Source organism: Aliiroseovarius sp. D2-2, assembly GCF_055809455.1.
This window is the reverse complement of sequence record NZ_CM147913.1, coordinates 1,425,835-1,452,528: the sequence shown is the minus strand read 5'-3', so window position 1 is coordinate 1,452,528 and position 26,694 is coordinate 1,425,835. Positions and strand designations below refer to the sequence as shown.

The following is a 26,694-nucleotide window of genomic DNA, read 5'->3' as shown; positions in this document are numbered from 1 at the left end:
GAAGGCTGTCTTCCGCCATGTTGACCTATAGTTTGCGCAGGCTTGCTTTTTCAGTTCCGATACTGTTTTTCATCAGCTTTGCCATTTTCCTTTTGATGGATATGGCCCCCAATGATCCGACAGCCAATCTGCCGATGACCATTCCCGCCGAGACCCGCGCCCAACTGCGCGAGGCTCTTGGAATGGATGATCCGCTTCTGACCCGCTACCTTCTTTGGTGTAAACAGTTCTTCATCCACGAACCCAAGCACTTGTTCGCCCAATGGACCGGGCAATCGATCGGAGACCCCGATCAGCTTCGTGTCCTAAGCTGGTCGTCACGAGCACCCGTTGTTGACCTGATTGCAGACCGCCTTCCGCAAACCTTGTGGGTCGTTGGGCTGTCATATCTTCTTGGCATCGCGATCGCCCTTCCGGTCGGCATCTATTCCGCTTACCGCCAACACAGCTGGGTCGATCATTTGGGCACATTTGTCTCGATGATTGGGTACTCAGTACCCAGCTTCTTCCTTGGTGTCGTGCTGATCGTCGTCTTTGCGGTGAAACTGAACTGGTTTCCGTCCGTATATGACACGACCCATCAGGTGACAGATTTCACCAGCCTTGGCACCCAACTGCGTCAGATGGCAATGCCTGTCATGATCTTGGCCCTTTATAATGCCGCACAGATTAGCCGTTACATGCGGGCGGCCATGCTTGAGAACCTGCATCAGGACTATGTGCGCACCGCGCGTGCCAAAGGCGCATCAGAAACCCGTGTGATCTGCGCCCATGCAGCCCGAAACTCGCTTCTTCCCGTGGTGACGGTGATTGCACTGGGTGCTCCGCAGGTTCTGGGGGGCGCCATCGTGACGGAACAGATTTTCAAGATCAACGGGATCGGAGAGCTTCTGATCTCGTCCATTCAAAGCGGCGACCTGCCTGTTGTGCAGTCACTGACCTTCCTTTTCGCCGTGCTGATTGTCCTGTTTAACCTCTTGGCGGACATCGCCTATGGCGCGCTAAACCCGAGGATCCGGTATGACTGAGATGACAATGTCCCGGTCCGCGGTTGTTCACCCACGGCGAAACACATTCTGGCTAAGGTTTCGGCGTCACAAAGGCGCAGTGATCGGTGGAGCTCTTCTTGGGCTTATCATGATCGCTGTTCTTCTGGGTCCTACACTTTGGCCCCATTCCGCGGGCCAGATAAACATCACCGACCGTAATTTGGGCGCAAGCCTGTCCCATCCGATGGGCACAGATCACTTAGGTCGCGATCTGTTTGCCTCGGTTCTGAAGGGCGGACGGGTCACCGTTCTGGTCGGGTTGGTCGCCATGATGTTGTCCTTACTGATTGGGACGGCTGTTGGCGTGATGGCGGGAATGATCCGCTGGCTTGATGCCCCCTTGATGCGGCTAACCGATCTGTTCCTTGCCCTGCCAGTCCTTCCCCTGCTGCTGGTTACAATCATGTTGTGGCGCGACAGCTTACGCGGCGTGTTCGGGGCCGAGGCAGGCATCTTCCTGTTGATCGTTACGATGATTGGCCTGACAAGCTGGATGCAAACCGCCCGCATTTTACGCGCCGAGGTTTTGGCCCTGAAGGAGCGCGAGTTTGTCACGGCTGCAACCGCGCTTGGGCTACACCCGTTCGGCATAATAAAACGGCACATACTTCCAAACGTCATGGGGTTGATCGTTGTTTCAGCAACGCTTGGTCTGGCCAATGCGATTGTAACTGAAAGCGCACTTAGCTTTCTGGGCTTAGGCTTCCCACCGGATCACCCCACTTGGGGGCGGCTTTTGTTTGACGGGACCGATTACTTGTCTCTGACACCGGGACGTGCGCTGTGGCCCGGGCTGATGATCACCCTGACGGTCCTAAGCGCGAACTACCTTGGTGAGGGGTTGCGGGATGCCTTCGATCCGCGCGGCACCACAAAACGCAAATAAGGACAATGCTTAGGGCGCCTTTCGCCACGCAGCTTCAGCGTTCTGCATTTTCAGAAGATCAGGCCTGATTTCCCACGCCAATCGTGCAGCCGGAATAATTTCCCGTTCAGCCCACCCCGCCCACCATCAAATCCGCTTGCAACATGCAATCCTCCGCGCCAGATGGAACATATTCCCAAATGCGGAGACGTGAAGATGTTCGAGACACTCGGTTTTGAAACCCTAACCCCACGCACAGCCTCGATCCTGTTCGGATTAGGGCTTGGCGCAGCTTTTGGCGTATTGGCCGAAATAACGCGGTTTTGTCTTCGTCGCGGGATCATTGGGTCCAACCCTGACAATCGCTCCGCATTGGCCATTTGGGTCACGGCACTGGCTGTCGCGGTGATTGGCACACAGGCCGCAGTGTCGGCAGAGCTGATCGCCTTTGGTGAACACCGTTTCCACGCCCCCGCTCTGCCGATCCTATCCCTATTGATCGGCGGCATTATGTTTGGCGCGGGCATGGTTATGACGCGCGGCTGTTTGTCCCGTCTGATGGTCCTGGGCGCGTCTGGCAACCTTCGTGCCGGTGTTGTCCTTGGCGTGGCAGCACTTGCTGCCTTGGCGACCCTGAAGGGCATATTTGCCCCCCTTAAAATCTCCCTGGAAGCGGTCGAGATCGCTTCCCCCACCCTACCAGTCTGGAGCGCTATTGTGCCCGTACTGCTGGCCGGCGTCTTCATTGTGCAGTTTCGTCCCAAGTTGCACAGCTTGTTGCTTGCCGGTCTTCTGGGGGCGCTTGTGCCTCTGGGCTGGTTGGGAACCGGATTGGTCCTGTTTGACGAATTCGATCCCATCACAATGGAAAGCCTGTCTTTCACGGCGCCGCTGGCTGACACACTTTTCTGGACCGCGGCGTCCAGTGCTGTGGGCGGAAACTTCGGCACAGGGTTGATTGGTGGCGTCGTTCTTGGCGCGCTGATCTCGGCCTTGATCGCTGGACGGTTCGCGTTTCAAGGCTTTGAAGGCCCGGCACAGATGGGTCGCTACCTGTCTGGTGGCGTATTGATGGGCGTCGGCGGCGTGTTGGCTGGTGGTTGCACCATTGGGGCCGGACTGTCGGGCGTCGCAACGCTTTCAAGCGCTTCTGTGATCGCACTTCTGTCAATCATCGCAGGCGCTTGGCTTGCTGCGCGGTTAGATACGCGCTTCAGTGCCCCAAAGACTTCCGTATCCGCCGAACAGCCAACCACACAAGAAGCACCACTGGCAGCGTAAGCGCCGCTGTCAGTGTCCCCTTGGACACGCCAAACGTGTCGGTGAGCGGGTAGAACAAATAACCCGCCAGCGAGACCGCATAGTAGCTGATGGCGACAACGGACAAGCCTTCGACGGTTTCCTGCAGGCGAAGCTGCATTTGCGCCCGTTTGTCCATGCTTTCCAGAAGCGCCTGATTTTGTTCTGCGCGTTCCACATCAACCCGCGTGCGAAGCAGCTCCCCCGCCCGCGCGGCACGGCCCGTCATGTTTTCCAACTGCGCCGCTGCGCTTTTTGTTGTGCGCATGGCCGGGTCATAGCGGCGCATCATGAACTCGCTTAGGGTTTGCCGACCCCGGAAGCGCTCTTCCCGCAAAGCACCGATGCGCTGGTTCAGGATCGCCTCATATGCCCGCGTGGCGCCCATCCGAAATGATGTTGAGGCCATCAGCTCTTCCAGCTCAGACGAGATGGTCAAAAGCTCGCGAAGCGTGGCTTCCGGAGGTTCATCCCCGCGCGTCATCGCCCCGACCAGATGTGTCAGCTCTCCGTCCACATTTCGAAGCTTTCTGTGGATATCGCGCGCCACCGTAAACCCCAGCATCGACATTGTTTTATAAGTCTCGATCTCGCACAGGCGCTGCACAATGCGCCCAATGCGTCGCTTCCCCGTGCCTTCCGTGATGAAAGCCACAAAGCGCATGTGACCCGCAGGATCGATGCGAAAATCACCAGCGACCATCGCCGCGCGATCCAGAACCCAGGTCGAAGCGATGCTTTCGGACACGAACCAATCGCGCACCAGCTCATCCATTTCCTTCTCAGTGCCGGGCATCTGTTGAACACGGATATGGGCAGATGTGATACGCGCGCCGGGCGCGTCTGCCAGCCATTCATCAGGGAATACATCAAACGCCGCCGGATCAAACGCACGTGACGAGATACCGTCGTTGAAAACGGTGTAGCTAACGAACTCGTTGTGCTGTTCCCACTTCAAATAGTGCCGGCCGATTTCGCCGAAATAGTGGTTGGCCCCAGGGCTTGGATGTGGCGCGCCAAAACGATCCAGCAGTGCGATCAGATGCGCACGGTCAGCCTCGCGGTCGCGATTGGCGGCATGATCTGGACGCTTGATTGCCAGATAGACAGCCGTTCCGGGCGCGGACAGAGCCGGTGATGGGCGGGCATGAAGCTCGTTCGCCAATTCATATCGGCCGGGATGATCAGCTAGGTTCATCATTTCGCGGGTCTCCTCCGCGCAAAGACGTAACAGAGACGTGACACATTGCAACCCCTTATAAACAAGGGGTTTTCACGGGGTTCAGCATACCGCGGGATACCGGTAACGCTCACATATCCTGAAGTTGAGCTTCAACCAGCTGGGTGAAGTCCTCGCCCCGCTTCTCAAAGTCAGGGTATTGGTCAAAGCTGGCCGCCGCGGGGGCCAACAACACCGTGTCACCCGGTTCAGCATCTTTGGCGGCGGCAACGACAGCATTTTCCATCGTCTCGCAAATCTCGTAAGGCACAGTGCCCAACTGAAGCGCAAACTCACGCGCCGAATGTCCGATCAGATAGGCTTTGGTGACATGCTCAAGCGCCTCTGACAGGGCTTCAATCCCGCCATCCTTGCCAAGACCGCCGGCAATCCAGCGGACATTTGTGAACGCGCTCAACGCGGCGCGCGCGCTGTCCACATTGGTTGCTTTCGAGTCGTTCACAAAGCTCACGCCGTTCGCCTCGCCCACCAATTGCGAGCGATGCGGCAGGCCCTTAAAGGCGTGAAACGCAGCTTCAATCACTTTAGGTGCAAGGCCCAGCGTCCGGCACACGGCATATGCCGAACAAGCGTTCTGATGGTTGTGACTGCCCGGTAGGCCTTTGATCGCGCGCAGATCTCACGGATCCGATTTGCCGCCCTTTTCGATACTCGGACAGGAAGCCCTTTCGGGAAAAGACCTGCCACCCCGGCCCGGTCAGCTTGCGATCAACGGATACACGGATCACCCGGTCGTCAGCCGCCCCTTCGGACAGTTGCCCGGCCAAGTAATTTCCTTCAGCCTCGTCCACACCGATAATGGCGCGATCGGGACCACCTTCCGCAAATAGACGGCGTTTGGCTGCAAAATACCCGCCCATGCCACCATGACGATCAAGGTGATCGGGCGACAGATTGGTAAACACGGCGATATCCGGTGTCAGAGACCGCGCGAGGTCGGTCTGGTAGCTGCTAAGTTCCAGCACCACCACCTCTCCGTCATGCGCGGGATCGATATCAAGAACACCCCGCCCGATATTGCCAGCAAGTTGCGTCGGGCGACCTGCATGCTCCAGAACATGGTGGATCAGGGCGGAGGTGGTCGATTTTCCGTTCGATCCTGTGACCGCAACAATTTGCGGCAACGTTTCAAAACTGTCCCAATCGTGGTCTGCAAAACTGCGAAAGAAAAGCCCGATGTCATTGTCGATCGGAACACCTTCGGCCATTGCACGCGCGATCAGCTTGTTGGGTTCGGGGTAGAGATGCGGAATGCCGGGGCTGACGATCAGAGCGGCAACATCTTCCCACGCATTACCTTTATTCAGGTCGTGCAAGGTCAGTCCCTGCCCTTCTGCGCGTTCTCTCGCCTCTTGCCCGTCATCCCAGCACAATGCAGTTGCACCGCCAGCTTCCAGCGCATGGGCCGTTGCCAGTCCAGAACGACCCAGCCCCAAGACTGCAACTTTGCGACCATCAAAACCTTTGACCGGGATCATACGTGCCTCCTTCAGCTTCCACATCATCGCTAGCGGGTTTGATCACAAAACAAAAGCCCCACCGAATGGGCGGGGCTTTTCGAATTGATGTGCGCGGAGTTAGCGTACCTTCAGTGTCGCCAGACCGATCAAAGCAAGGATCAACGAGATGATCCAGAAGCGGATCACGATCTGCGGTTCCTGCCATCCTTTGTGTTCGAAATGGTGATGGATCGGGGCCATCAGGAACACCCGTTTGCCCGTCTTCTTATAATAAAGCACCTGAATGATGACCGACAGCGCCTCGACCACAAACAGGCCACCGACAATGGCCAGAACGATCTCGTGCTTGGTGGCAACGGCAATCGCGCCCAAGGCTCCGCCAAGCGCCAAAGACCCTGTGTCGCCCATGAATACGGCTGCGGGCGGGGCGTTGTACCAAAGGAACCCAAGCCCCCCCCCGATAAGGGCCGAGGTGAAGACGAAAAGCTCGCCCGTGCCCGGCACGTAGTGCACGTCCAGATATTCGGTAAAGTCGACCCGGCCCACCGCATAGGCGATCACGCCTAGCGTTCCAGCGGCGATCATCACCGGCATGATGGCCAAACCGTCCAGCCCGTCGGTCAGGTTCACGGCGTTGGCAGAGCCAACAATCACAATCATCACGAAGGGTATGAAAAGGAAGCCCATGTTCAAAAGCGTGTCCTTAAAGACCGGAAACGCAAGCCGGTACTGAAGGGCTTCTGGATGAATGCTGGACGCCCAGACGCCCGCAATCCCGGCGATTGCCAGCCCGGCAGCCAACCTGATTTTACCTGAAACGCCTGCCGTGTTGTTCTTGGAAACTTTCGCGAAATCATCCGCGAACCCAATCAAACCAAAGCCATAGGTGACAAACAATGTGATCCACACATAGTGGTTATCCAGTCGCGCCCAAAGAAGCGTCGCCACCAACATCGCCGACAGGATCAAAAGCCCGCCCATGGTTGGTGTGCCCTGCTTTTCCTTATGGCTTTCAGGACCATCTTCGCGGATTGGCTGACCTTTTCCCTGCTTACGACGCAGGATATTGATCAACGGCTGACCAAACATAAAACCAAAAATCAACGCTGTGAAGAAAGCCCCGCCCGAGCGGAAGGTGATGTAACGAAACAGGTTGAAGACGTCGCCACCGTCCGAAAACTCGGTTAACCAATACAACATATAGTGGGTCCCTTCTTGGAATTACGACAGCGATTGGCTCATTTTACGGATGGCGTCAACAGCTTTGGAGACATAGCTGCCCTTAGATCCCTTGACCAAAACCACGTCACCCGCGTCGATAAGTCGATGGATTTGCGCCGCCATTTCATCCGCTGTTTCGGCAAAAACGCCCTGTTGTTCACCTTCGAGCCGCGCCCAAAGCGCCTGCATCATCGGACCGCAACAATGCACCACATCAATATCGGACACATAAGGTAGATCCGCAATTTCTGCATGCAGCTGAACCTCGTCCGAGCCAAGCTCAAGCATGTCACCCAGAACAGCGATGCGTCGACCCGTGTTGATCCGGCCCACCCCATCTTTGGGGGTCATCGTCGCCAATACCTCTAGCGAGGCGGCCATCGAAGTTGGGTTGGCGTTGAACGCGTCGTCAATCAAGGTCAGCGTCAGCCCCTCGGGCGCATCCAGCGTGATCTCTTCCCGGGTTCCGCGTCCCTCTGGCGGCTGCCAAAGTTCCATATCGCGGGCGGCCAAAGTCTCATCCCCGCCAAGTGCTTTCACGGCGACCAAAACAGCCAGCGCATTGCTTGCAAAATGTCGGCCTGGAGTTGCGATTTTAAACAACTGCCCCTGACCAGAGATGTCGGCTTTGCAGATCGTGGCTTCAGGTGTCAGCGACACATGGGTGAGCCTGTGATCGTTGCCTTCATGCGCACCAAAGCTTTGCGTTTCAAACCCTTCAGCGGCGCTGCGCAGCACCGGCGTCGTGTCCAAGTCGCCATTAATCAGCGCAACGCCATCAGGCTCCAACCCTTTGAAGATAGTATCCTTTTTCACGCGCGATGCCGTTCAAATCATCGAAGGCTTCCAAATGGGCCGCAGCCACTGTGGTGACCATTGCCACATCTGGACGTGCCATACGGGCAAGCGGTTCAATTTCACCGGGATTGCTCATGCCGATCTCGATCACAGCGTAATCGGTGTCAGCCGGCATGCGAGCCAGCGTCAGCGGCACACCCCAATGGTTGTTATAGCTGGCCTCGGCCGCGTGGGTCTTACCTTGACGCGCCAAAACCGTACGTAGCATTTCCTTGGTCGAGGTCTTGCCAACCGACCCAGTGACGGCCACGACACGAGCCTTGGTGCGGGCCCGCGCGGCAATGCCAAGGGCTTCCAAGGCTGGCAGGACGTCATCAACGATCAAAAGAGGTGCGTCAGGGGAAATTCCTTCAGGGATATGGCTGACCAGCGCAGCCCCCGCCCCTTTTTCCAGTGCTTGGGCGACAAACTCATGTCCGTCGCGCGCCGCCTTCAAGGCGACAAACAGATCGCCCGGCTGAACTGTGCGCGTATCGATTGAGACACCAGAGACAGTCCAACTGCCCTGCGCTTTGCCGTTCGTGGCCTGTGCGGCCTCTTCTGCGGTCCAAAGGCTCATGCCAGTCGCCCTTCCAATGCGGCAACAGCAACCGAAGCTTGTTCGACATCATCAAACGGCAACACGTCCCCGCCAACAGTCTGTCCCGTCTCATGCCCTTTTCCGGCAATCAACAGTGCGTCCCCCGGGCCAAGCGCATCGACACCGCGTAAGATCGCTTCGGCGCGGTCGCCGACATTCACGGCCTCTGGGCATCCCTCCATCACCATCGCGCGGATCAGGGCTGGGTCTTCGGTACGCGGGTTGTCATCCGTGACGAACGCCACGTCCGCATTCTGGGCAGCGGCTTGCCCCATCAGCTTGCGCTTTGTCGTGTCGCGATCCCCGCCCGCTCCGAACACCACAACCAGACGGCCCAGCACATGTGGGCGCATGGCACGAAGTGCGGTTTTTAAAGCATCAGGAGTGTGGGCATAGTCGACAAATACAGCAGCCCCATTGTCGCGCGTGGCGGCCAATTGCATCCGACCGCGAACAGTTTCAAGGTCTTTAAAGGTATCAAAAACATGCTCGGGTTCGGCCCCGCATCCAATTGCCAAACCTGCCGCCGCCAATACATTCTCTGCCTGGAAGCCGCCGATCAGGTTCAACCGCGCCATAAAGGGCGCGCCGAGCCATGTGAACATCAGTTCCTGCCCGGTTGCATCATAGCGGCGCGATTTCAGTCGCAGCTCGCAGTCCTCAGCCTGCCCAACCCGGATCAGCTTTTGGCCGCGAGCCTCAGCAATGATCGCCATTTCAGACCCTTTGGGATCATCGATATTGATCACGGCCGTTCCGCCTTCGGGCAAAACCCGAGCAAACAGACCAGCTTTGGCGGCAAAATATTCCTCGAAGGTTTCGTGATAATCCAGATGATCCTGCGTGAAATTCGTAAACGCAGCGGCGGACAAACGAACACCATCCAAACGCCGCTGTGCAAGACCGTGCGACGAGGCTTCCATCGCTGCATGCGTCACGCCCGCACCTGCCATATCGGCAAGGACTTTGTGCAAGGTGATCGGCTCGGGTGTTGTATGCGACAAAGGCGTCGTGAACGCGCCCTCTACGCCGGTTGTGCCAAGATTTGCAGCTTTTATGCCCAGCAAGGTCCAAATCTGTCGCGTAAAACTTGCGACTGATGTTTTCCCGTTGGTGCCCGTCGCCGCGACCATATGTTCGGGCTGCGCCCCAAACCAAAGTGCAGCAGCATAGGCCAACGCCATGCGCGGGTCTTCGGTCACAACAACCGCAGCGTCGGACGCCGCCAATTCGGCCTCTGCAATACGTGCACCTTCTGGATCTGTCAGGATCGCCGATGCCCCCATACGAAGCGCATATTGAATGAACTCACCACCGTGAATTTTTGCGCCGGGCAAAGCGGCAAATAAATGGCCGGGCTTGACCAAACGGCTGTCGACGGAAAGGCCTGTCACCTGCGCATTACGACCAGCCCGGGCGCTGAGCCCCAGTTCGCCTAGGGATTTCGTTACCATCTCAGCACCCATCTGTAGTCAATCCGCTTTAGTTCGAGGTGAGTGTTACCCCAGTTGCCGCCAAAGGTTCAACGTGGCTTTCACGCGGCTTCATGCCCAGCAAAGGGGCGATACGCTCGATGATCGTTGCAGCGACTGGCACGGCGGTCCAACCAGCGGTCCTGCGCGGCTTGGTCCCCGATGTTTCAACCGGCTCGTCCAGCGTCACAATCAACACGTATTTTGGATTGTCCGTCGGGAACATACTGGCAAAGGTGTTGATCACCTTGTCATCATAGTAGCCGCCACGCGGTTTGGGCTTGTCCGCGGTTCCGGTCTTGCCACCCACCAGATATCCCTCGACCTCGCCAAAGCTGGCGGTGCCTTCGGTGACAACTTTGCGCAACATGTCGCGTGCAGCCGCTGCCGAAGCATCACTGATTACGCGTGGGCCACGTTCGACATGACCACGTTTCAGCACAGTCGGCGTCACAGCATAACCGCCATTGGCGATGGCAGCATAAGCCGCTGCCAGATGCATTGGGGAGTTGGAAATACCGTGACCGTACGAGATCGTGACAGAGCTAAGCTTGCCCCATTTCTTCGGCACAAGCGGCGTTGATCCAGTGGCTTCGACAATCTCAAACGGTGTGCGGTCCAGAAGGCCCAAAGTCTTCAGGAATTCCTGCTGACGTTCCGAACCGATTTGCAGCGCCATACGCCCAGTTCCCCGGTTCGAGCTTTTGACAATGATATCTGAGACCGAGAGCTTGCCATAGTTCTTGTTGCGGAACTCGCCAATACGGAAGCCCGAGATTTTCATCGGCTTGCCGGTGTCGATCACAGTATTCGGGTTTACCAACCCAAGATCCATCGCCTGAATCGCAGTAAAAATCTTGAAGGTCGACCCAAGTTCGTACACGCCCTGAACAGCGCGATTGAACAGCGGGCTGTCAGACTGATCTTTGCCCTTATCCGCCACTGTCAACGGGCGTGGGCGATTGTTGGGATCGAAATCAGGAAGCGACGCGACCGAGATGACCTCGCCCGTGTGCACGTCCATCAAAACTGCGGCAGCACCTTTGGCATTCATCATTTTCATGCCGCCATAGAGCACCCGTTCGATCGCATCTTGAATGGTCAAATCCAATGACAGCTGAAGGGGGGCACCACCATTTGCCGGGTCACGTAAAAAGTCGTCGAACTGCTTTTCAACGCCAGCAACGCCAATCACCTCGGCCGCCGAGACACCCTCGCGACCGAAACTCGCTCCGCCAAGGACATGAGCCGCCAGTTTGCCATTCGGATACAGGCGCATTTCTCGCGGGCCAAACAGAAGGCCAGGCTCGCCGATATCAAACACCGCCTGCTTCTGCTCTGGGCTGATTTTCTTTTTGATCCACAAGAACTTACGCGATCCCGTGAAGTCTTTGATCAAGCGTTCGCGCTTCAAATCTGGGAAAATCTGAACCAGTTCATCGGCTGCACGTTCCGGGTCGACCATCTGATGCGGTTGGGCATAAAGCGCATGTGTGACAAGGTTCGTCGCAAGAATGCGGCCCTGTCGATCCAAAATATCCGCGCGTGCTGTTGCGATAGACGCGCCGGACGCCTGCGCACGAGGTTCTTGTGCCTCGGATGCCGACAAAGTAGCCATGCGCGCGCCGACCGTTACGAAGGCACACAGAAAGAATCCCGCCAACACCAAAAGACGCCCTTCCGAACGGAGACGGGATTGGTCTCGAATTTGGTCATGGCGATGGCGCAGATTTTCATGCTCGATCGCGTCGGGGTTTTCCCCTTTTGCGCGGGCTTCCAGAATTCGGGCAAGTGGGCGTAGTGGGACACGGGTCATTGCGTAATCTCCCCGATGACATCAATCGCACCTGTGATCTCTGGCAGTTCGTCTTCAGCAAAGGCGACCTGATCAACACGGCCAAACTGGCCCGGTTCCAACACGTTCAGCTCAAGCTTGCCATAGTTCATCCGCGCCAGATCACGCAGACGGTCTGGCCGGTTCAGATACGCCCATTCGGCGCGCAGAACGGTCAGTTCTTCTTGCATGCGGCCAATCTCGCTCTGCAATGCCTGCGAGCGATCAAGCGACGCCTGCGTTTTGTAGTTCTCGGAATAAGCCCAGTAAGCCAGCATCATCACGGCCAGAGCGGAAACTATATAAAGCAAACTACGCATTACGATTTGTCCTTAAATACAAGGGGCGGCAATCCAAGCTTTTTGCGATCCGACGGACCTGCGGGGGCTTCGGTACGGGTGGCGACACGCAAACGCGCCGACCGGGAACGCGGGTTTTGCTTTAGCTCTTCCGCATCCGGCCCAATAGCTTTCTTGGGCGTCAGTTTGAAACGTGGGGTTTCGGCCTGGGCTTCGGGCGCATATCGCGACCCCCCACCGCCTGACGAGGCACGCGCCTGCAAGAAGCGCTTTACCACGCGATCTTCCATCGAATGGAACGTCACAACCGCCAGCTTTCCACCGGGTTTTAACGCACGCTCTGCGGCCTCAAGCCCTTCAATCAATTGACCAAATTCATCATTCACCGCAATACGGATCGCTTGAAAGCTGCGTGTCGCCGGATGACTTTGACCGGGCTTTGAGCGCGGCAAACATTTCTCGATCACGCCCGCCAATTGCAATGTTGTTTCAAATGGAGCCTCTTCGCGGGCCTTTACAATTGCACGCGCAATCCGACGCGAGGCGCGCTCTTCCCCATAGTGGTAAAGAATATCTGCCAGCGTATCGGCGTCCGCTTCGTTCACGATATCAGCCGCAGAGGGTCCGGATTGGCTCATCCGCATATCCAGGGGGCCATCCTTCATGAAGGAAAAGCCGCGCTCGGCCAGATCAAGCTGCATCGAGCTGACGCCAAGGTCCAAAACCACGCCATCCAGCAGCTTGCCAGCCAGTTCATCCATTTCCGAAAATGTGCCTTCGCGCAAAGCCAACCGGTCACCGTAGTCACCCGCCCAATTAGCGGCCATCTCGAACACCATCGGATCGCGGTCTATGCCGAAAACCAGATCTGCGCCTGCGTCCAGAAGACCCCGAGTGTATCCGCCCGCACCGAACGTCCCATCCGCCCAGTCGCCAGAAACAGGCGCGACCGCTTCTAAAAGCGGCCGTAGCAATACCGGGATATGAGGACGTTTTTCGGTGGCAGCCGGGTCAGACATCTCAGCCATCCCCTCCGTTGCCACCCAAAAGGGTCAACGGATCGAAATCTTCGTCCTGCTCATCCAGCCACGCTTCCGTCTTTGCCATCTCGACCTCATCATAGGTCTCGGGCTTCCAGATCTGGAACGTGTCGCCGGTCGCTATAAAGAACGCTTCTTTGTCCAAACCGATTTTCTGACGCAGCTTTGCTGGCAGAACCAATCGGCCTGTTTCGTCTACAGTAGTAGGGAAGGATTGACCGTTAAACAGACGCTCAAGCATGCGACGTTCCATCGAGCCGCGCGGAAGCTTGGCGATTTGGTCATCAACTTCGTCGATAGCCTCGACTGTGTAGGCTTCCAAATAGCTGCGGCGATGATCGCCATATACAATAACAAGGTTGGGGGTCAGACCGTCGGTCCAATCGGGGTCGCCTGCCTCAAGCACACGGCGAAACAGGGCTGGGATCGAAACCCTGCCCTTCGTGTCCACCTTGTGGTGGCTTTCACCTCTGAACCTGCGTGCCACTTGCGCGGCCCCCTTATTATCAACTGTCCCACCAGCCATGACAGAGGCTGGAATTAGAAACGGCGGATTGATCTGCTGCCACTGACCAATCCGCCGCCTGTCCCGTTTCCGGGTGTCCAGCTACGCGCGCCACCTGGGGGGATGTCTGCTCGCGTACGCGCCGGATTCTCTTTCATTCGATGAAAAGCGGGGCCTGTATGAAACCTGACTTGGGAGTGTCGTGAGGTCTTAGCGCCTCTTTCTGTCCCGTCCTCATCTTGAATACAGGGATAGCTTGGGAAATCATGGGAAGCAATAGTTTTTTGAGGGAAACAGTGTCCACGAGCTCTGCGAATGAGCTGCTCCTCAGGTGCGATTGCAGAAAAAATTGATGCATAAATAGCGGATATCGGCGCAACTCAATTCTGAACCACTACATATAGCGCTGCATGCGCAGCATTATTGCAGCCCATCATTTCCCAAAATAATTTCAATTTTGGACCGGCTTACGTTAAGTCCCAGCACTTCAGCGCAAGAATCAGCTGAAAAAACACGCTACAACCAGCCATACCCACAAAGATTACAGCTTTGCCCATCATTTCCCAGACAGCCTATTATCCACAAAAAACGCCCGGCGCTTATGCGAGCACCGGGCGTTTGGACTGCCGGAAATAGATGTCAGGCGATACCGCGGGCCACCATATCGGCTGCGAGCTTTTGATATGCTTCCGCCACGGGCCCGTCTCCCAATGCAGCGGGCGTTCCGCTATCACCAGCCAAACGCACGTCCAAAGACAATGGGATCTCGCCAAGGAATGGTGCGCCCAGCTCAGTTGCTTCATCGCGAACACCACCATGACCGAAAAGGTGCGCCTCGTGCCCACAGCTTGGGCAGACATAGGTGGACATGTTTTCAACCAAGCCAAGGATCGGCACATTTACTTTGCCGAACATATCAATGGCCTTGCGTGCATCCAACAGCGCCACATCCTGTGGCGTTGAGACGACAATCGCGCCGGTGATCTGGGATTTCTGCGCCAGCGTCAGCTGAACATCCCCGGTGCCCGGCGGCAAATCGATGATCAAAACATCAAGCGGGGCCCAATCAACCTGAAACAGCATTTGCTGCAAAGCTCCCATCAACATGGGGCCACGCCAAATCACAGCCTCGCGGTCGGATTTCAGCATCAAGCCAATGGACATCATCTTGACCCCATGCGCCACGACCGGGACAAGCATGTCCCCGTCAGGCGAACTTGGTCGTTGAGTGGTTCCCATCATACGCGGCTGCGAGGGTCCAAGAATATCCGCGTCCAGCAAGCCCACTTTGCGACCCTGTTTTGCCAGCGCCACCGCAAGGTTCGAGCTAAGAGTAGACTTCCCTACCCCACCTTTACCCGACGCAATTGCAATCACATTTGTTACGCCCTTCACCGGCAACGGCCCCGCCTGAGGCTTCGGATGCCCCCCAACCTTTAGGCTTGGCGGCGCTTTCGCCGGTTGCGCGGGTCCATGTGCTGTTAGAATAACCGAAACTGTCTCGACACCATCAAGTGCGGCAATCGCGGCCTCGGCCGCACGTCGCTGAGGCTCCATACTGGCTGCTTGTTCGGGCGTTTCAGCCTCGATTACGAAACTGACATTGCCGCCCTCAATGACCAACGCACGGATCATATCGCGTGATGCAAGGTCACCCCCATCCGGCAGCGCCACCGAGGACAACGTCCCCATGATCTTATCCCGCATTTGATCGCTCCTGTTTCCTGTGCGCGTTTCCTTAGATTGGACGGTTTCACAGCGGGCGCAAGAGGCAAAGAGCCACGGAATGAGGGCGGCCTGATAAAAATCACGTCATAGGATAAGTGAACCACTTTCTCTAAAGACAATCCGCACAGCCCCTTAGGCACTCTGAACGCACCTTGCAGCGAATACGATTGCCGTAGCGTAACCCCAGCCCCCTCAAAATGCTGCACTGCAGCTTACGGGGAAAAATTAGGTAGAACTCCCCTCATAGTGTTATTTTATAAGCATTTTTACCTATGCACCCATTGCATGACGGCTTTGATGAAGTGGGGTATTGTGCAATTGCAGCATCACCCCCATTTTGAACTCGAAGCGCAAATGTGAGCGCCAACGAAATGTAACTGGGTCTTGTTGATGACCAACTTAATGGTTCGCTGAACCGAACAAGAGTGAGTGAGTAAAATGGCACACGCTACCGAAATTCTGATGGCCCGCGCAGGCATCATCGACCGTATCACTGCACAATTTGCTGATTGGAAAGAGCGCTATGACCTGCGCACTGAGTACCGCAAAACCGTGCGCGAACTGGATACCCTAAACGACAACGAACTATGGGATCTGGGTCTGACCCGCAGTTCCATTCGTCACGTGGCAAAAATGGCCACCTACGGCAAATAAAGTTTCAGCCACCGCCCTCCTCCTCCCTGGTGGTGGCTTTGATTGGCGGCGGGGTCTTCCTCCTCCCTGACCCCGCCGACCAATCACAAGTCTTCGGATCTTCTACCTCCTCCCAGAAGATCCATGGGTCGCAGCGATGTTCACCTCCTCCCGAACATCGCTGCACCCCCTAAGGTCCGGGACGTTGCTACCTCCTCCCAGCAACCATCCCGATACGGCAAACGGTCTACCTCCTCCCAGACCTGATGCCAGCTGAAGTCGGACCTCACCTCCTCCCGAGGTTCGCATCAGACATGAACGGCGGCGCCCACCTCCTCCCGGGCGTCGCCGTTTTTTATTTTTATTGAAGTTCGTTTGGACTGACGTTTATGCGTCTGAACCAGGGTTACGGAGCCAGTTTTCCACCCTGAAACGCTGTCGCAATTTCCGCCATATGCCGCATATCCGTGCCACAGCATCCACCAAGCACGCGAAAGTTCGGATATTTGCGGTGAAGGGCCGCCAATTGCTGCCCAAGCTCAACGGGGTCTCCGTCATCCAGCTTTGTCGATTGATCTAGTTCGGCGTGACTACAACGAGAGGCATTGACCACCAGACCTTTCAGCCGCGTCATCCACGGCGCATGCGATAGAACATGCTGGAAGTGATCAGGATGCGCGCAATTAATCATGAAATACGCGGCATATCCGTCCGTCGCGTCGTCGACAGCTTCGATGGCCTTGCCAAGCGAAACTCCTGTGGGAAGACGGCCATCGGTTTCCACCGTGAAGGCCACAACAATAGGCACACTACATTGCCGCGCAGCGGTTACGATCCCGATTGCTTCGTCCGTATAGGCGATGGTGTAAGCGCTGATCAGATCAATGCCAGCCTGCGCAAGCACGTTCACCTGCTCAATGTGATAAGCCCCGGCTTCGGCCGCATTCATCTGCTCAGTTGGTGCATAGGCATCCGCGCGCGGCCCCACATTGCCGCTTGTCAGCACAGGAACATCATCAAAGCCCGCGCAAATCTCAGAAAGAAACGCGACCGCCTGAGTGTTCCTTTCACTAAGCGTGGCTGGTTCGTACCCAATCTGCGCCCCGCGATCTCGGTTCGCAACCCAGGTCGGGGCCTCTAAAATTGCGCCGACGTCTTTGTCGCGTGCAAGGGCGATCAGATCCTCATAATACGTCCGCAACTGTCGCCGCCCTGCCTTTGTCTCAAGCAAAGGGTAGCTTGCAAATCCGGGCAGATCGAAGCCTTGCGTGAACAACAGATCAGTTTCCATCCCGGTATAGGTTATGAAAACTGTCTCATCCGTTTGCGTGCGTATGTCGCAGGTTGGAGCCACGATGATCCCCTTTGGTCTATCGAACCACCTTTGCAGGTTCGGGGGATTGAGGCAAATTTCCTAAAACGGAACGTCGCCCGCCTGTGCCGCTGGCACGATAAACTTGGATATGACTTTCTTCGCACCAGCCTTATCGAACTCGATATCCAGCTTGTCACCTTCAATGCCCATCACGGTGCCGTAGCCAAATTTCGAATGAAAAACGCGGTCGCCTTGGGTGAAAGACGACACCGCAGTGGCATCAATCACCAGCCCGCGCGATTCATTCGGACTGGGCTTGGCGCGCAGGTTTCCTTGCGACTGCATCCGCTTCCAACCCGGAGAGTTATAGGCGTCAGCGCGGCTGGCCTTATCCTCAAGCGGTGAGTTACCCCCGAAGTCCCCGGACATACCGCCATAGCCGCCGCCATAAAGGCCGGGCGCAGTCAGCACCTCGACATGTTCTTCGGGCAGCTCATCCACGAAACGAGACGGCAGTTGCGACTGCCATTGGCCGTACACGCGCCGGTTTGCGGCGAAGGAAATCGTACAGACTTCCTCGGCCCGCGTAATGCCCACATAGGCCAATCGGCGCTCTTCTTCGAGGCCTTTCAGACCGCTTTCATCCATCGAACGTTGAGACGGGAACAGCCCATCTTCCCAGCCCGGCAGGAACACCGCAGGGAACTCCAACCCCTTGGCTCCATGCAGGGTCATGATGGTGACCTTTTCCTCGGCATCATCCGTGTCATTGTCCATAATCAGGCTGACATGTTCCAGGAAACCCTGAAGGTTTTCAAAGTTTTCCAGCGCCTCCACAAGTTCCTTGAGGTTTTCAAGCCGCCCCGGAGAATCTGGGTTTTTGTCGTTCAGCCAGAAGTCGGTGTAGCCCAATTCCTCAAGGATCACTTCAGCCATTTCGATATGAGTGTCGTCTTCAGCACGTAGCTGATTGAACCAACGATCCAGCCCCGCAACCAGCCCGGCCAGCCCCTTGCCGCCTTTGCCTTTGATGGCACCCGTCTCGACCGCGATACGCGCACCTTCGACCAGTGACACGCCGTTGGTCCGTGCAAGCATCTGGATCGTTTGCACCGCCTTGTCACCCAAACCCCGGCGGGGGGTATTTACGATACGCTCAAACGCCAGATCGTCGTCTTGGCTGACCGCCAGCCGGAAATAGGCCATCGCGTCACGAATCTCGAGCCGTTCATAGAAACGCGGACCGCCAATCACGCGGTAGGGCAGACCGATGGTCAGAAAGCGATCTTCGAACGCGCGCATCTGGTGCGAGGCCCGTACAAGGATGGCCATGTCATCGAGCGACATCCCCTCTCTGCCCCGCGTGCCGGATTGCATCGCCTCGATCTCTTCCCCGACCCAGCGGGCTTCTTCATCGCCGTCCCAATGGCCGATCAGACGAACCTTTTCGCCACCTTCTGCGTCCGTCCACAGCTCTTTGCCCAAACGGCCTTCATTGCCTGCAATCACGCCGGACGCAGCGGCCAGAATATGCGCGGTCGAGCGGTAGTTCTGCTCTAACCGGACCACCTTCGCGCCGGGAAAATCCTTTTCAAACCGTAAGATATTACCCACTTCGGCCCCGCGCCAGCCATAGATCGATTGGTCGTCATCACCCACGCAGCAGATGTTTTTATGCCCCGCCGCCAGAAGGCGCAGCCACAGATATTGGGCGACGTTGGTATCTTGGTATTCGTCGACAAGGATGAATTTGAACCAGCTTTGATACTTCGCCAGAATGTCATCGTGTGTCTGGAAAATCGTGACCACGTGCAGCAGAAGATCGCCAAAATCACAGGCGTTCAGCGTCTTCAAGCGGTCTTGGTACTGGGCGTACAGCTCTGGTCCGCGATCGTTAAATGCTTGCGCCTCGGAGGCGGGAAGGGTTTCGGGCGTCCAAGCGCGGTTTTTCCAATTGTCGATGACGCCCGCCAGAAGCCGCGCGGGCCAGCGTTTTTCGTCAATATTGTTGGCCGCGATCAGTTGCTTCAGCAGCCGGATTTGATCATCCGTATCGAGGATTGTGAAGTTGGTTTTCAGCCCAACCAGCTCTGCATGACGCCGCAGAAGCTTCACGCAGATCGAATGGAAGGTGCCCATCCACGGCATGCCCTCAACAGTCTGGCCCAACAGCCCGGCGACACGCTCTTTCATCTCGCGCGCAGCCTTATTCGTAAAGGTTACGGCAAGAATCTCGTTGGTCCGCGCGGACCCGGTGGTCAAGAGATGCGCGATCCGCGTGGTCAAGGCTTTCGTCTTACCTGTGCCGGCGCCCGCCAGCATCAGGACAGGGCCATTCAGCGTTTCGACCGCCTCGCGCTGCGCCGGGTTCAAACCGTCCATATAGGGCGCAGACCGCGCGCCCAAAGCCGCCCCCATCGCACGCTGCGACAGTGGGACTTGGGGGGGCACTTTCGGAGTGCTCATCCCGTCATCGGAATCATCAATCAAGTTGTCATCATCAATGCTGCTCATCCGATCTTCTTAGCAATGCGAAGCCCACAGGGGAAGAGTATGTTCCACATCTGTTCCTTACGCAGCCCCAAAAATCCCCCGAAACTTTCCGCCCCCTAAAGGGGGCGCGGCGAAATGCGCCCCTATATATAGAGAGTGCCCATTGACAAGACGCCCCTTCACGACACATCTAACGCCTCCAGAAAGACTGCCATTATTTCATGGTGTATCTGAGTTCGAAAGGAAGTTCATGCCAGTCGTCGTCGTCGAAAGCCCGGCCAAAGCCAAGACCATCAACAAGTATCTTGGATCTGATTATACGGTGTTGGCCTCGTACGGTCACGTACGTGACCTGCCTGCCAAAGATGGCTCGGTTGATACGGACAACGAATTTGCCATGACTTGGGAAGTCGGCCGCGATAACGCCAAACATGTGCGTGCCATCGCCGACGCCCTGAAAGACGACAACAACCTAATCCTCGCAACCGACCCCGATCGCGAAGGGGAAGCGATCTCGTGGCATTTGGAAGAGGCGCTTCGCAAGCGTCGTGCCGTGAAGAAAGACACGCCAGTCAGCCGCGTGGTTTTCAACGCCATCACCAAATCCGCCGTGACGGAAGCAATGCAGAACCCCCGCGATGTGGACAGCGATCTGGTCGAGGCCTATCTGGCCCGCCGTGCGCTGGACTATCTGGTGGGGTTCAACCTGTCCCCTGTTTTGTGGCGCAAACTGCCCGGCGCGCGGTCAGCTGGTCGTGTTCAGTCGGTCTGCCTGCGTCTGATCGTCGAGCGTGAAGAAGAGATCGAGGCGTTTAATGCCCGTGAATACTGGTCAGTGAAAGCGCTGCTTTCGACGCCACGCGGACAGGAATTCGAGGCGCGTTTGACGGTTCTGGGCGGTCAAAAGCTCGACCGGTACGACCTTGAGAATGAAACCGCGGCCGAACTGGCTGTGCAGGCGATTTCGTCGCGCGACCTGTCCGTTCAGTCGGTCGAAGCAAAACCTGCGACCCGCAACCCCTCGCCGCCCTTCATGACGTCGACCTTGCAGCAGGAAGCCAGCCGTAAGTTCGGCTTCGGCGCGCGTCAGACCATGTCGACCGCCCAGCGCCTGTATGAGGCCGGGTACATCACTTACATGCGAACCGACGGGATCGATATGGCGCCAGAAGCCGTGGCAGCGGCCCGTGACGCAATCACCGATCGCTACGGCAAGGAATTCATTCCGGCCAGCCCGCGCATCTACAAAAACAAAGCCAAGAACGCCCAAGAGGCACACGAATGTATCCGCCCGACGGATATGACCGTGTCTGGTAGCGATTTGGCGAAATTGGAGCCCGATCAGCGCAAGCTTTATGACCTGATCTGGAAGCGGACGCTGGCCAGCCAGATGGAAAGCGCAAAGTTTGAACGCACATCTGTGGATGTAGGCTCGTCTGACGGTCAAGTCGTGCTGCGCGCGACCGGTCAGGTTGTGGTCTTTGACGGCTTCATGAAGGTCTATGAAGAAGGCCGCGACGACCAAGTGGTCGATGACGACGACAAACGCCTGCCCCAGATCATGGAAGGCGAAAACGCCGAGAAAAAAGGCATCACGCCCGAACAGCATCACACCCAGCCCCCGCCCCGTTACACAGAGGCGACGCTGGTCAAACGCATGGAAGAGCTGGGCATCGGTCGCCCGTCGACCTATGCGTCGGTGATCACCACGATCCAAGACCGCGAGTACGTTCGCAAGGACAAGAACCGCCTGTTCCCAGAAGATAAGGGCCGGATCGTCACGATCTTCTTGATGAACTTTTTCCGCCAGTATGTCGGGTACGAATTCACGGCCAATCTGGAAGAAGAACTGGATCAGGTCTCTGCGGGAGATGCGGATTACAAAGAAGTGCTCGCGCGCTTCTGGCGTGATTTTTCGGCCGCGATTGCCGAGACGTCAGAGCTGCGGATTTCCGAAGTGCTGGACAAGCTCGACGCAGCACTGGCCCCGCAACTATATCCGCCCCGCGAAGACGGAACAGACCCGCGCATCTGCCCGAAATGTGGCCAAGGCTCATTGCACCTGAAAACCTCGCGCACTGGTGGGTTCGTGGGCTGCGGCAACTATCCCGAATGTACGTACACCCGCCCCATCGCTGGTGAAGGCGCTGAAGGCGATGAACGTCTGCTGGGCGAAGACGGTGGTGATGAGATCTGGCTGAAAGCTGGTCGTTTCGGACCCTACGTGCAGCGCGGAGAGCCGACGCCGGAAAACAAGAAACCGCCACGTGCGTCCCTGCCCAAAGGCTGGGACAAAGACGACATCACGCTTGAGAAAGCGCTGGTTCTGCTGTCCCTGCCTCGCATTGTGGGCGAGCACCCCGATGGTGGCGAAGTGAAGTCAAACTTCGGTCGTTTCGGCCCCTACATTATGCACCAGGCCGAAGGCGAGGCGAAGCCCGTCTATGTCAACGTGAAAGACCCTCAGGACGTGTTCGAGATCGGCATGAACCGCGCGGTTGAAATGCTGGCCGAGAAGCGCGCCAACCCCGGTGGCCGCGGTCGCACAGCGGCCAAGCCCTTGAAAGAACTGGGTGAACATCCCGAAGATGGTGGCCCGGTGAACGTCATGGAAGGCCGCTATGGTCCTTACGTGAAGTGGGAAAAGGTCAACGCGACCATTCCCAAGGACGTGGAACCTGCTGACGTCACCATGGAAATGGCCGTGGGTTGGATTGCTGAAAAAGCAGCCAAGAAAAAGCCTGCAAAAAAGAAAGCGGCGGCCAAGAAGAAGGCTGCACCGAAGAAGAAGGCTAGCTAAGCTTTTCTGTGGTTTCTGGTGTGCTTACGGTTGACGGCTCGATCAAGAGCTCGTCAATCAAAGCACCCAGCAACTGAGTTCGGCTTTTCACACCTGCTTTTCGATAAATCGCATTATTTTGCGATTTCACCGTGCCCTGACTGGTTTTTCGGATGTCCGAGATTTCGGCGACCGTGAACCCTTTCATGGTCAGGTACGCAATCTCTTGCTCGGCGTCACTTAACCCCCAGCTTGAGAACTGCGCCTGAACCATCGCGCTGAACTGCCCTTGCGCTGCGCGCAATAGCTTCTCAACTTCATCATTGCGTTGGCGGAGCATTCTTTGGCTGTGGTAAATGAATGCCCCACCAATGATGAAACCGAAAAGCGTGGCAAGCTCTGTGAGTTCGTGGATGAACCAATCGAAGCCCAACAGCCAAATCCCAGTAACCTCACCGAACAGTTCAATGAGAAAGGCAATTGCTGAAAGCGCAAAAAGCCCTGCTCCGATTTTGCTGTAGGTTCTGGCGCGCATTGTTGGGCTCCGATTGAGTTTCAGGACGCTTTAGTGGGAACGATCAATCGTCTTTGTCATCGTCTTTGTCATCATCGTCGTCGTCATCGTCCTTGTCATCATCGTCGTCATCATCGTCGCGATCATCATCGTCATCGTCATCGTCGCGATCTTCACGATCTTCACGATCATCATCGTCATCATCATCGTCGCGATCTTTACGATCGTCGTCGTCGTCATCGTCATCACGATCATCTTCGTCATCGTCATCACGATCATCTTCGTCATCTTTCTCAAAACGATCCCGCAACACGGTCCCGTCTTTTCCCAGAACCAGCTTACGCTCGCCCAAGGGGCCTTCTGCTTCGATCTTGTAGTTGCCGAACAGGGTTTTGCGAATTTTGATCTCTGTATACCCCTGTTCTGTCAATTCTTGAATCAGGGCTTCTTTGGTGGTTTGCGCAAAAACGGGGGCCGCCAAGGCGGCTACAACTGCAGTCACAGCAAGTGTTTTCATAGGTTTCATCTGCTTACTCCGTATGGATTGGATCACAATGTAAGAATGATCAGGCAAACCGTAACTTTGATATTGGACTTACGATGGTTCGAAAGAAAACCATCCAAAGTTATACGCACATGCCAGTTCAATTTGTCCTACGTAGAAATACCTTCACGCCTTAAATCACGCCAGTTTCGTTGACTCAGCACCGCCCGCGCGCCAGAACAGGCGCGAAACTGACGAGAGGGCATTTTCATGAACAAGGTATATGGCAGCGCTGCGGAGGCCCTTGATGGGCTTTTGACCGACGGCATGCTGATTGCTGCTGGCGGCTTTGGTCTGTGCGGCATTCCAGAACTGCTGATCGACGCGCTGGTCGAAAGCGGCGTCAATGACATCACGATCGCGTCGAACAACTGCGGCGTTGACGGCTTCGGGCTTGGCAAATTGCTGGACACAAAGCAGATCAAGAAAATGATGTCGTCCTATGTTGGCGAAAACGCTGAATTCATGCGCCAGTACCTTTCGGGCGAGCTGGAACTGGAGTTCAATCCCCAAGGCACCTTGGCCGAGCGCATGCGCGCTGCCGGTCACGGCATCCCCGGGTTTTACACCAAGACCGGCGTGGGCACCGTGATTGCCGAGGGCAAAGAGGTGAAGAACTTCAATGGCGAAGATTACATCCTTGAAGAAGGCATCTTTGCAGACCTTTCGATCGTGAAAGCTTGGAAAGCAGACGAGACGGGTAACCTTGTGTTCCGCAAGACGGCGCGCAACTTCAACCCGCCAGCTGCCATGTGCGGCAAGACCTGCGTGGTCGAGGTGGAAGAGATTGTACCAACCGGCTCGCTTGACCCGGACTCGATCCATCTGCCTGGCATTTACGTGCACCGCCTGATCCAAGGTGAGCACGAGAAGCGCATCGAACAACGCACCATCCGGGAGGCTTAAGACATGGCTTGGGATAGAAACCAAATGGCCGCCCGCGCGGCACAGGAACTGCAAGACGGTTGGTATGTGAACCTTGGCATCGGTATCCCGACGCTGGTGTCCAACTTCATCCCCGAAGGTGTGAACGTAACCCTGCAGTCGGAAAACGGCATGCTGGGCATGGGCCCCTTCCCGACTGAAAATGAGATCGACGCCGATCTGATCAACGCTGGCAAGCAGACCATTACGGAACTGCCGCAAACCGCCTATTTCGACAGCTCGATGAGCTTCGGGATGATCCGTGGCGGCAAGATTGCCATGGCCATTCTGGGCGCGATGGAGGTTGACGAAAAAGGTGACCTTGCCAACTGGATGATCCCCGGCAAGCTTGTCAAAGGCATGGGCGGCGCGATGGATCTTGTGGCCGGTGTTGGCCGCGTGGTGGTTGTGATGGATCACACCAACAAGCATGGCGACAGCAAAGTGCTGAAAGAGTGCACCCTGCCCCTGACCGGTAAGTCAGTTGTTGATCGCATCATTACCAATCTGGGTGTTCTGGATGTGGTCGAAGGTGGTCTGAAGATCGTCGAGACCGCAGATGGCGTGACCGAAGATGAACTGCGCGCCGCGACAGAGGCGACAATCATCAACTGATTTCTTTGCGGATATTCGTAGAAAGGCCCCGGCGACGGGGCCTTTTTCTTTGGGCGCATGTCCCCACAATCACAAGATTGTTTGGTCTGTATATTTGATGCAGCCTAGCATTGATGCTCTACTATCTGGGTCAATTGTCGCTTCTCTCACCCGGATCGAGGGCACCATGAAACTACTCACCTCCGCGCTTTTCCTTGCCATCACGGCTTTGGTTGCTTCGCTGAGCATGGCAAACGCGTTCACCATCAAAGGCACCAAAGGCAGCTCGTTTGAGGCAACGTCGATTGCTGAATTTGACAGCCCGTGGGCGATGACCTTCGTGGATAGTGACCACCTGCTGGTCACCACAAAGCTCGGCAAGCTTTGGCTGGTTGGCACCGACGGAAAAAAGGAGCTGGTTCTCGGTCTTCCAGATGCGCTTGTTGGCGGACAAGGCGGTTTGGGTGACGTCATTTTGCACCCGAATTTCTCGGACAATCGGCTTGTCTACGTGTCCATGGTGGCAAAAGGCGACACAGACGGCACCCGCCGCGCGATTGTACTGCAAGGGGTGCTCGAGCCTTCAAACCCTCCAAGCCTGTCCAGTGTGAAACTGATCTGGCAACAGGAACCTGCACTAGAAGGGAAAGGTCACTTTTCACACAGGATCGCCTTTGGCCCTAATGAGAAACTGTTCATCACGTCAGGTGACCGGCAAGAACAAACCCCTGCACAACGTTGGGATATGGCGCTTGGCAAAATCATTCGTCTGAACGACGACGGGACGGTCCCGCCCGACAATCCGTTTCAGGAAAAAGGCGAGTTGGCCAAAAGCTTCTGGACCACGGGGCACCGCAATTTACTTGGGATCGCGTTTGATGCGGATGGTCGTCTTTGGGCGCATGAGATGGGGCCACTTCATGGGGACGAGCTGAACCTGATCACGCCCGGATTGAACTATGGCTGGCCGGTGGTGTCGAATGGCGACAACTACAATGGAAGCGAAATTCCTGACCACCCCACTCGTCCAGAATTCGAAGCGCCCAAAGCATTCTGGGTGCCCAGCATCGCACCATCTGGTCTGGTCATCTATTCCGGCATGCAGTTTCCAGAATGGACCGGTAATGCCTTCATTGGCGGCCTTGTCAGCCGTGCCCTGATCCGGGTCGATCTTTCCGGGAACACCGCGGCCGAGGCCGAGCGTTATCGCTGGGGCAAGCGGGTTCGCGAAGTGGAACAAGGGCCGGATGGAAACCTGTGGGTTTTGGAAGACCGTGATAGTGGGCGCTTGTTGAAGCTGACCGCGCCATAACCGGAAAGCAATTTTCGACTTATCCGTTGATGGGAAAAGCTGGTGGTTTCTCCCCTCTTTTCTCTCGCTATTGCTGCCGAGCTTTCTTATTCTCGCCTCAATCCCCAGCCATAAGCCGGGCAATGACAATGAGCAG

20 protein-coding genes and 2 pseudogenes are annotated in these 26,694 nt (G+C 56.5%); 8 read left to right on the top strand and 14 right to left on the bottom strand.

Going from position 1 to position 26,694, the window contains the following annotated elements; genetic code table 11:
* Positions 1–17 precede the first annotated feature (17 nt).
* The 3 genes from AC0L6A_RS07180 (at position 18) to AC0L6A_RS07170 (ending at position 3,195) form a co-directional block, all read left to right on the top strand.
* Positions 18–1,028, top strand: coding sequence for an ABC transporter permease (locus AC0L6A_RS07180; RefSeq protein ID WP_473293137.1), 1,011 nt, complete (start codon positions 18–20; stop codon positions 1,026–1,028).
* The gene (locus tag AC0L6A_RS07175) at positions 1,021–1,935 is read left to right on the top strand and encodes an ABC transporter permease (RefSeq protein WP_473293135.1); all 915 of its coding nucleotides are present in this window, start codon (positions 1,021–1,023) and stop codon (positions 1,933–1,935) included. The genes AC0L6A_RS07180 and AC0L6A_RS07175 overlap by 8 nt, the downstream gene beginning before the upstream one ends.
* Before the next feature lie 162 nt (positions 1,936–2,097).
* Complete coding sequence (locus tag AC0L6A_RS07170; RefSeq protein ID WP_473293134.1) at positions 2,098–3,195, top strand: YeeE/YedE family protein; 1,098 nt, start codon at positions 2,098–2,100, stop codon at positions 3,193–3,195.
* Here the strand turns inward: AC0L6A_RS07170 and AC0L6A_RS07165 are convergent.
* The 10 genes and pseudogenes from AC0L6A_RS07165 to AC0L6A_RS07120 form a co-directional block, all read right to left on the bottom strand.
* Positions 3,128–4,414: a DUF3422 family protein gene (locus AC0L6A_RS07165; protein ID WP_473293133.1), complete on the bottom strand. Its 1,287-nt coding sequence runs from the start codon at positions 4,412–4,414 to the stop codon at positions 3,128–3,130. The two genes, AC0L6A_RS07170 and AC0L6A_RS07165, sit on opposite strands and share 68 nt — an antisense overlap.
* Before the next feature lie 109 nt (positions 4,415–4,523).
* Positions 4,524–5,931: pseudogene (gene murD, locus AC0L6A_RS07160) on the bottom strand (UDP-N-acetylmuramoyl-L-alanine--D-glutamate ligase).
* 99 nt (positions 5,932–6,030) lie between these two features.
* Positions 6,031–7,113, bottom strand: a complete 1,083-nt coding sequence (mraY, locus tag AC0L6A_RS07155; RefSeq protein WP_473293131.1) for a phospho-N-acetylmuramoyl-pentapeptide-transferase — start codon at positions 7,111–7,113, stop codon at positions 6,031–6,033.
* Positions 7,114–7,134: 21 nt separating this feature from the next.
* Positions 7,135–8,551, bottom strand: a pseudogene (locus AC0L6A_RS07150) (UDP-N-acetylmuramoyl-tripeptide--D-alanyl-D-alanine ligase).
* Positions 8,548–10,038, bottom strand: a complete 1,491-nt coding sequence (locus tag AC0L6A_RS07145) for a UDP-N-acetylmuramoyl-L-alanyl-D-glutamate--2,6-diaminopimelate ligase (RefSeq protein WP_473293130.1) — start codon at positions 10,036–10,038, stop codon at positions 8,548–8,550. The pseudogene AC0L6A_RS07150 and the gene AC0L6A_RS07145 overlap by 4 nt, the downstream one beginning before the upstream one ends.
* Positions 10,039–10,054: 16 nt before the next feature.
* Positions 10,055–11,860 carry a peptidoglycan D,D-transpeptidase FtsI family protein gene (locus AC0L6A_RS07140; RefSeq protein ID WP_473293129.1) on the bottom strand — a complete coding sequence of 602 codons (1,806 nt, stop codon included), beginning with the start codon at positions 11,858–11,860 and terminating at the stop codon, positions 10,055–10,057.
* A complete protein-coding gene (gene ftsL / locus AC0L6A_RS07135) occupies positions 11,857–12,198 on the bottom strand; it encodes a cell division protein FtsL (RefSeq protein WP_473293127.1) in 342 nt (113 codons plus the stop codon). The genes AC0L6A_RS07140 and ftsL overlap by 4 nt, the downstream gene beginning before the upstream one ends.
* Positions 12,198–13,196 carry a 16S rRNA (cytosine(1402)-N(4))-methyltransferase RsmH gene (rsmH, locus tag AC0L6A_RS07130; RefSeq protein ID WP_473293411.1) on the bottom strand — a complete coding sequence of 333 codons (999 nt, stop codon included), beginning with the start codon at positions 13,194–13,196 and terminating at the stop codon, positions 12,198–12,200. Before rsmH ends, ftsL begins: the two co-directional genes overlap by 1 nt.
* 1 nt (position 13,197) lies before the next feature.
* A complete protein-coding gene (gene mraZ / locus AC0L6A_RS07125) occupies positions 13,198–13,704 on the bottom strand; it encodes a division/cell wall cluster transcriptional repressor MraZ (RefSeq protein ID WP_473293409.1) in 507 nt (168 codons plus the stop codon).
* 657 nt (positions 13,705–14,361) lie between these two features.
* The gene (locus AC0L6A_RS07120) at positions 14,362–15,429 is read right to left on the bottom strand and encodes an Mrp/NBP35 family ATP-binding protein (RefSeq protein WP_473293125.1); all 1,068 of its coding nucleotides are present in this window, start codon (positions 15,427–15,429) and stop codon (positions 14,362–14,364) included.
* A 459-nt stretch (positions 15,430–15,888) separates the two neighbouring features.
* Between AC0L6A_RS07120 and AC0L6A_RS07115 the strand changes: the two genes are divergently transcribed.
* Positions 15,889–16,104 carry a DUF1127 domain-containing protein gene (locus AC0L6A_RS07115; protein WP_473293124.1) on the top strand — a complete coding sequence of 72 codons (216 nt, stop codon included), beginning with the start codon at positions 15,889–15,891 and terminating at the stop codon, positions 16,102–16,104.
* Positions 16,105–16,489: 385 nt separating this feature from the next.
* Here the strand turns inward: AC0L6A_RS07115 and AC0L6A_RS07110 are convergent, their stop codons facing one another.
* Positions 16,490–17,437 carry a homocysteine S-methyltransferase family protein gene (locus tag AC0L6A_RS07110; RefSeq protein ID WP_473293122.1) on the bottom strand — a complete coding sequence of 316 codons (948 nt, stop codon included), beginning with the start codon at positions 17,435–17,437 and terminating at the stop codon, positions 16,490–16,492.
* A 60-nt stretch (positions 17,438–17,497) separates the two neighbouring features.
* Positions 17,498–19,912 carry an ATP-dependent helicase gene (locus AC0L6A_RS07105; RefSeq protein WP_473293120.1) on the bottom strand — a complete coding sequence of 805 codons (2,415 nt, stop codon included), beginning with the start codon at positions 19,910–19,912 and terminating at the stop codon, positions 17,498–17,500.
* 229 nt (positions 19,913–20,141) lie between these two features.
* Here AC0L6A_RS07105 and topA point away from each other — a divergent pair, with 229 nt between their 5' ends.
* The gene (gene topA, locus AC0L6A_RS07100; protein ID WP_473293118.1) at positions 20,142–22,691 is read left to right on the top strand and encodes a type I DNA topoisomerase; all 2,550 of its coding nucleotides are present in this window, start codon (positions 20,142–20,144) and stop codon (positions 22,689–22,691) included.
* Here the strand turns inward: topA and AC0L6A_RS07095 are convergent.
* On the bottom strand, positions 22,684–23,205 hold the full coding sequence (locus tag AC0L6A_RS07095; RefSeq protein ID WP_473293116.1) for a helix-turn-helix transcriptional regulator: 522 nt from the start codon (positions 23,203–23,205) through the stop codon (positions 22,684–22,686). The two genes, topA and AC0L6A_RS07095, sit on opposite strands and share 8 nt — an antisense overlap.
* A 43-nt stretch (positions 23,206–23,248) precedes the next feature.
* Positions 23,249–23,710 (bottom strand): hypothetical protein, encoded by a 462-nt coding sequence (locus AC0L6A_RS07090; RefSeq protein WP_473293115.1) that lies wholly within the window; start codon positions 23,708–23,710, stop codon positions 23,249–23,251.
* 228 nt (positions 23,711–23,938) lie between these two features.
* On the opposite strand from AC0L6A_RS07090, the gene AC0L6A_RS07085 reads away from it, so the two are divergent.
* The 3 genes from AC0L6A_RS07085 (at position 23,939) to AC0L6A_RS07075 (ending at position 26,558) form a co-directional block, all read left to right on the top strand.
* The gene (locus tag AC0L6A_RS07085) at positions 23,939–24,634 is read left to right on the top strand and encodes a CoA transferase subunit A (protein ID WP_473293113.1); all 696 of its coding nucleotides are present in this window, start codon (positions 23,939–23,941) and stop codon (positions 24,632–24,634) included.
* A 3-nt stretch (positions 24,635–24,637) separates the two neighbouring features.
* Positions 24,638–25,267, top strand: a complete 630-nt coding sequence (locus tag AC0L6A_RS07080) for a 3-oxoacid CoA-transferase subunit B (RefSeq protein WP_473293112.1) — start codon at positions 24,638–24,640, stop codon at positions 25,265–25,267.
* Between the two features lie 166 nt (positions 25,268–25,433).
* Positions 25,434–26,558, top strand: coding sequence for a PQQ-dependent sugar dehydrogenase (locus AC0L6A_RS07075; RefSeq protein WP_473293111.1), 1,125 nt, complete (start codon positions 25,434–25,436; stop codon positions 26,556–26,558).
* Positions 26,559–26,694 lie beyond the last annotated feature (136 nt).

Coding starts and splice junctions, on each gene's coding strand:
- AC0L6A_RS07180 (WP_473293137.1), top strand. CDS start 18: ATGTTGACCTATAGTTTGCGCAGGCTTGCTTTTTCAGTTCCGATACTG.
- AC0L6A_RS07175 (WP_473293135.1), top strand. CDS start 1,021: ATGACTGAGATGACAATGTCCCGGTCCGCGGTTGTTCACCCACGGCGA.
- AC0L6A_RS07170 (WP_473293134.1), top strand. CDS start 2,098: ATGGAACATATTCCCAAATGCGGAGACGTGAAGATGTTCGAGACACTC.
- AC0L6A_RS07165 (WP_473293133.1), bottom strand. CDS start 4,414: ATGATGAACCTAGCTGATCATCCCGGCCGATATGAATTGGCGAACGAG.
- mraY (WP_473293131.1), bottom strand. CDS start 7,113: ATGTTGTATTGGTTAACCGAGTTTTCGGACGGTGGCGACGTCTTCAAC.
- AC0L6A_RS07145 (WP_473293130.1), bottom strand. CDS start 10,038: ATGGGTGCTGAGATGGTAACGAAATCCCTAGGCGAACTGGGGCTCAGC.
- AC0L6A_RS07140 (WP_473293129.1), bottom strand. CDS start 11,860: ATGACCCGTGTCCCACTACGCCCACTTGCCCGAATTCTGGAAGCCCGC.
- ftsL (WP_473293127.1), bottom strand. CDS start 12,198: ATGCGTAGTTTGCTTTATATAGTTTCCGCTCTGGCCGTGATGATGCTG.
- rsmH (WP_473293411.1), bottom strand. CDS start 13,196: ATGTCTGACCCGGCTGCCACCGAAAAACGTCCTCATATCCCGGTATTG.
- AC0L6A_RS07120 (WP_473293125.1), bottom strand. CDS start 15,429: ATGCGGGATAAGATCATGGGGACGTTGTCCTCGGTGGCGCTGCCGGAT.
- AC0L6A_RS07115 (WP_473293124.1), top strand. CDS start 15,889: ATGGCACACGCTACCGAAATTCTGATGGCCCGCGCAGGCATCATCGAC.
- AC0L6A_RS07105 (WP_473293120.1), bottom strand. CDS start 19,912: ATGAGCAGCATTGATGATGACAACTTGATTGATGATTCCGATGACGGG.
- topA (WP_473293118.1), top strand. CDS start 20,142: ATGCCAGTCGTCGTCGTCGAAAGCCCGGCCAAAGCCAAGACCATCAAC.
- AC0L6A_RS07095 (WP_473293116.1), bottom strand. CDS start 23,205: ATGCGCGCCAGAACCTACAGCAAAATCGGAGCAGGGCTTTTTGCGCTT.
- AC0L6A_RS07090 (WP_473293115.1), bottom strand. CDS start 23,710: ATGAAACCTATGAAAACACTTGCTGTGACTGCAGTTGTAGCCGCCTTG.
- AC0L6A_RS07085 (WP_473293113.1), top strand. CDS start 23,939: ATGAACAAGGTATATGGCAGCGCTGCGGAGGCCCTTGATGGGCTTTTG.
- AC0L6A_RS07080 (WP_473293112.1), top strand. CDS start 24,638: ATGGCTTGGGATAGAAACCAAATGGCCGCCCGCGCGGCACAGGAACTG.
- AC0L6A_RS07075 (WP_473293111.1), top strand. CDS start 25,434: ATGAAACTACTCACCTCCGCGCTTTTCCTTGCCATCACGGCTTTGGTT.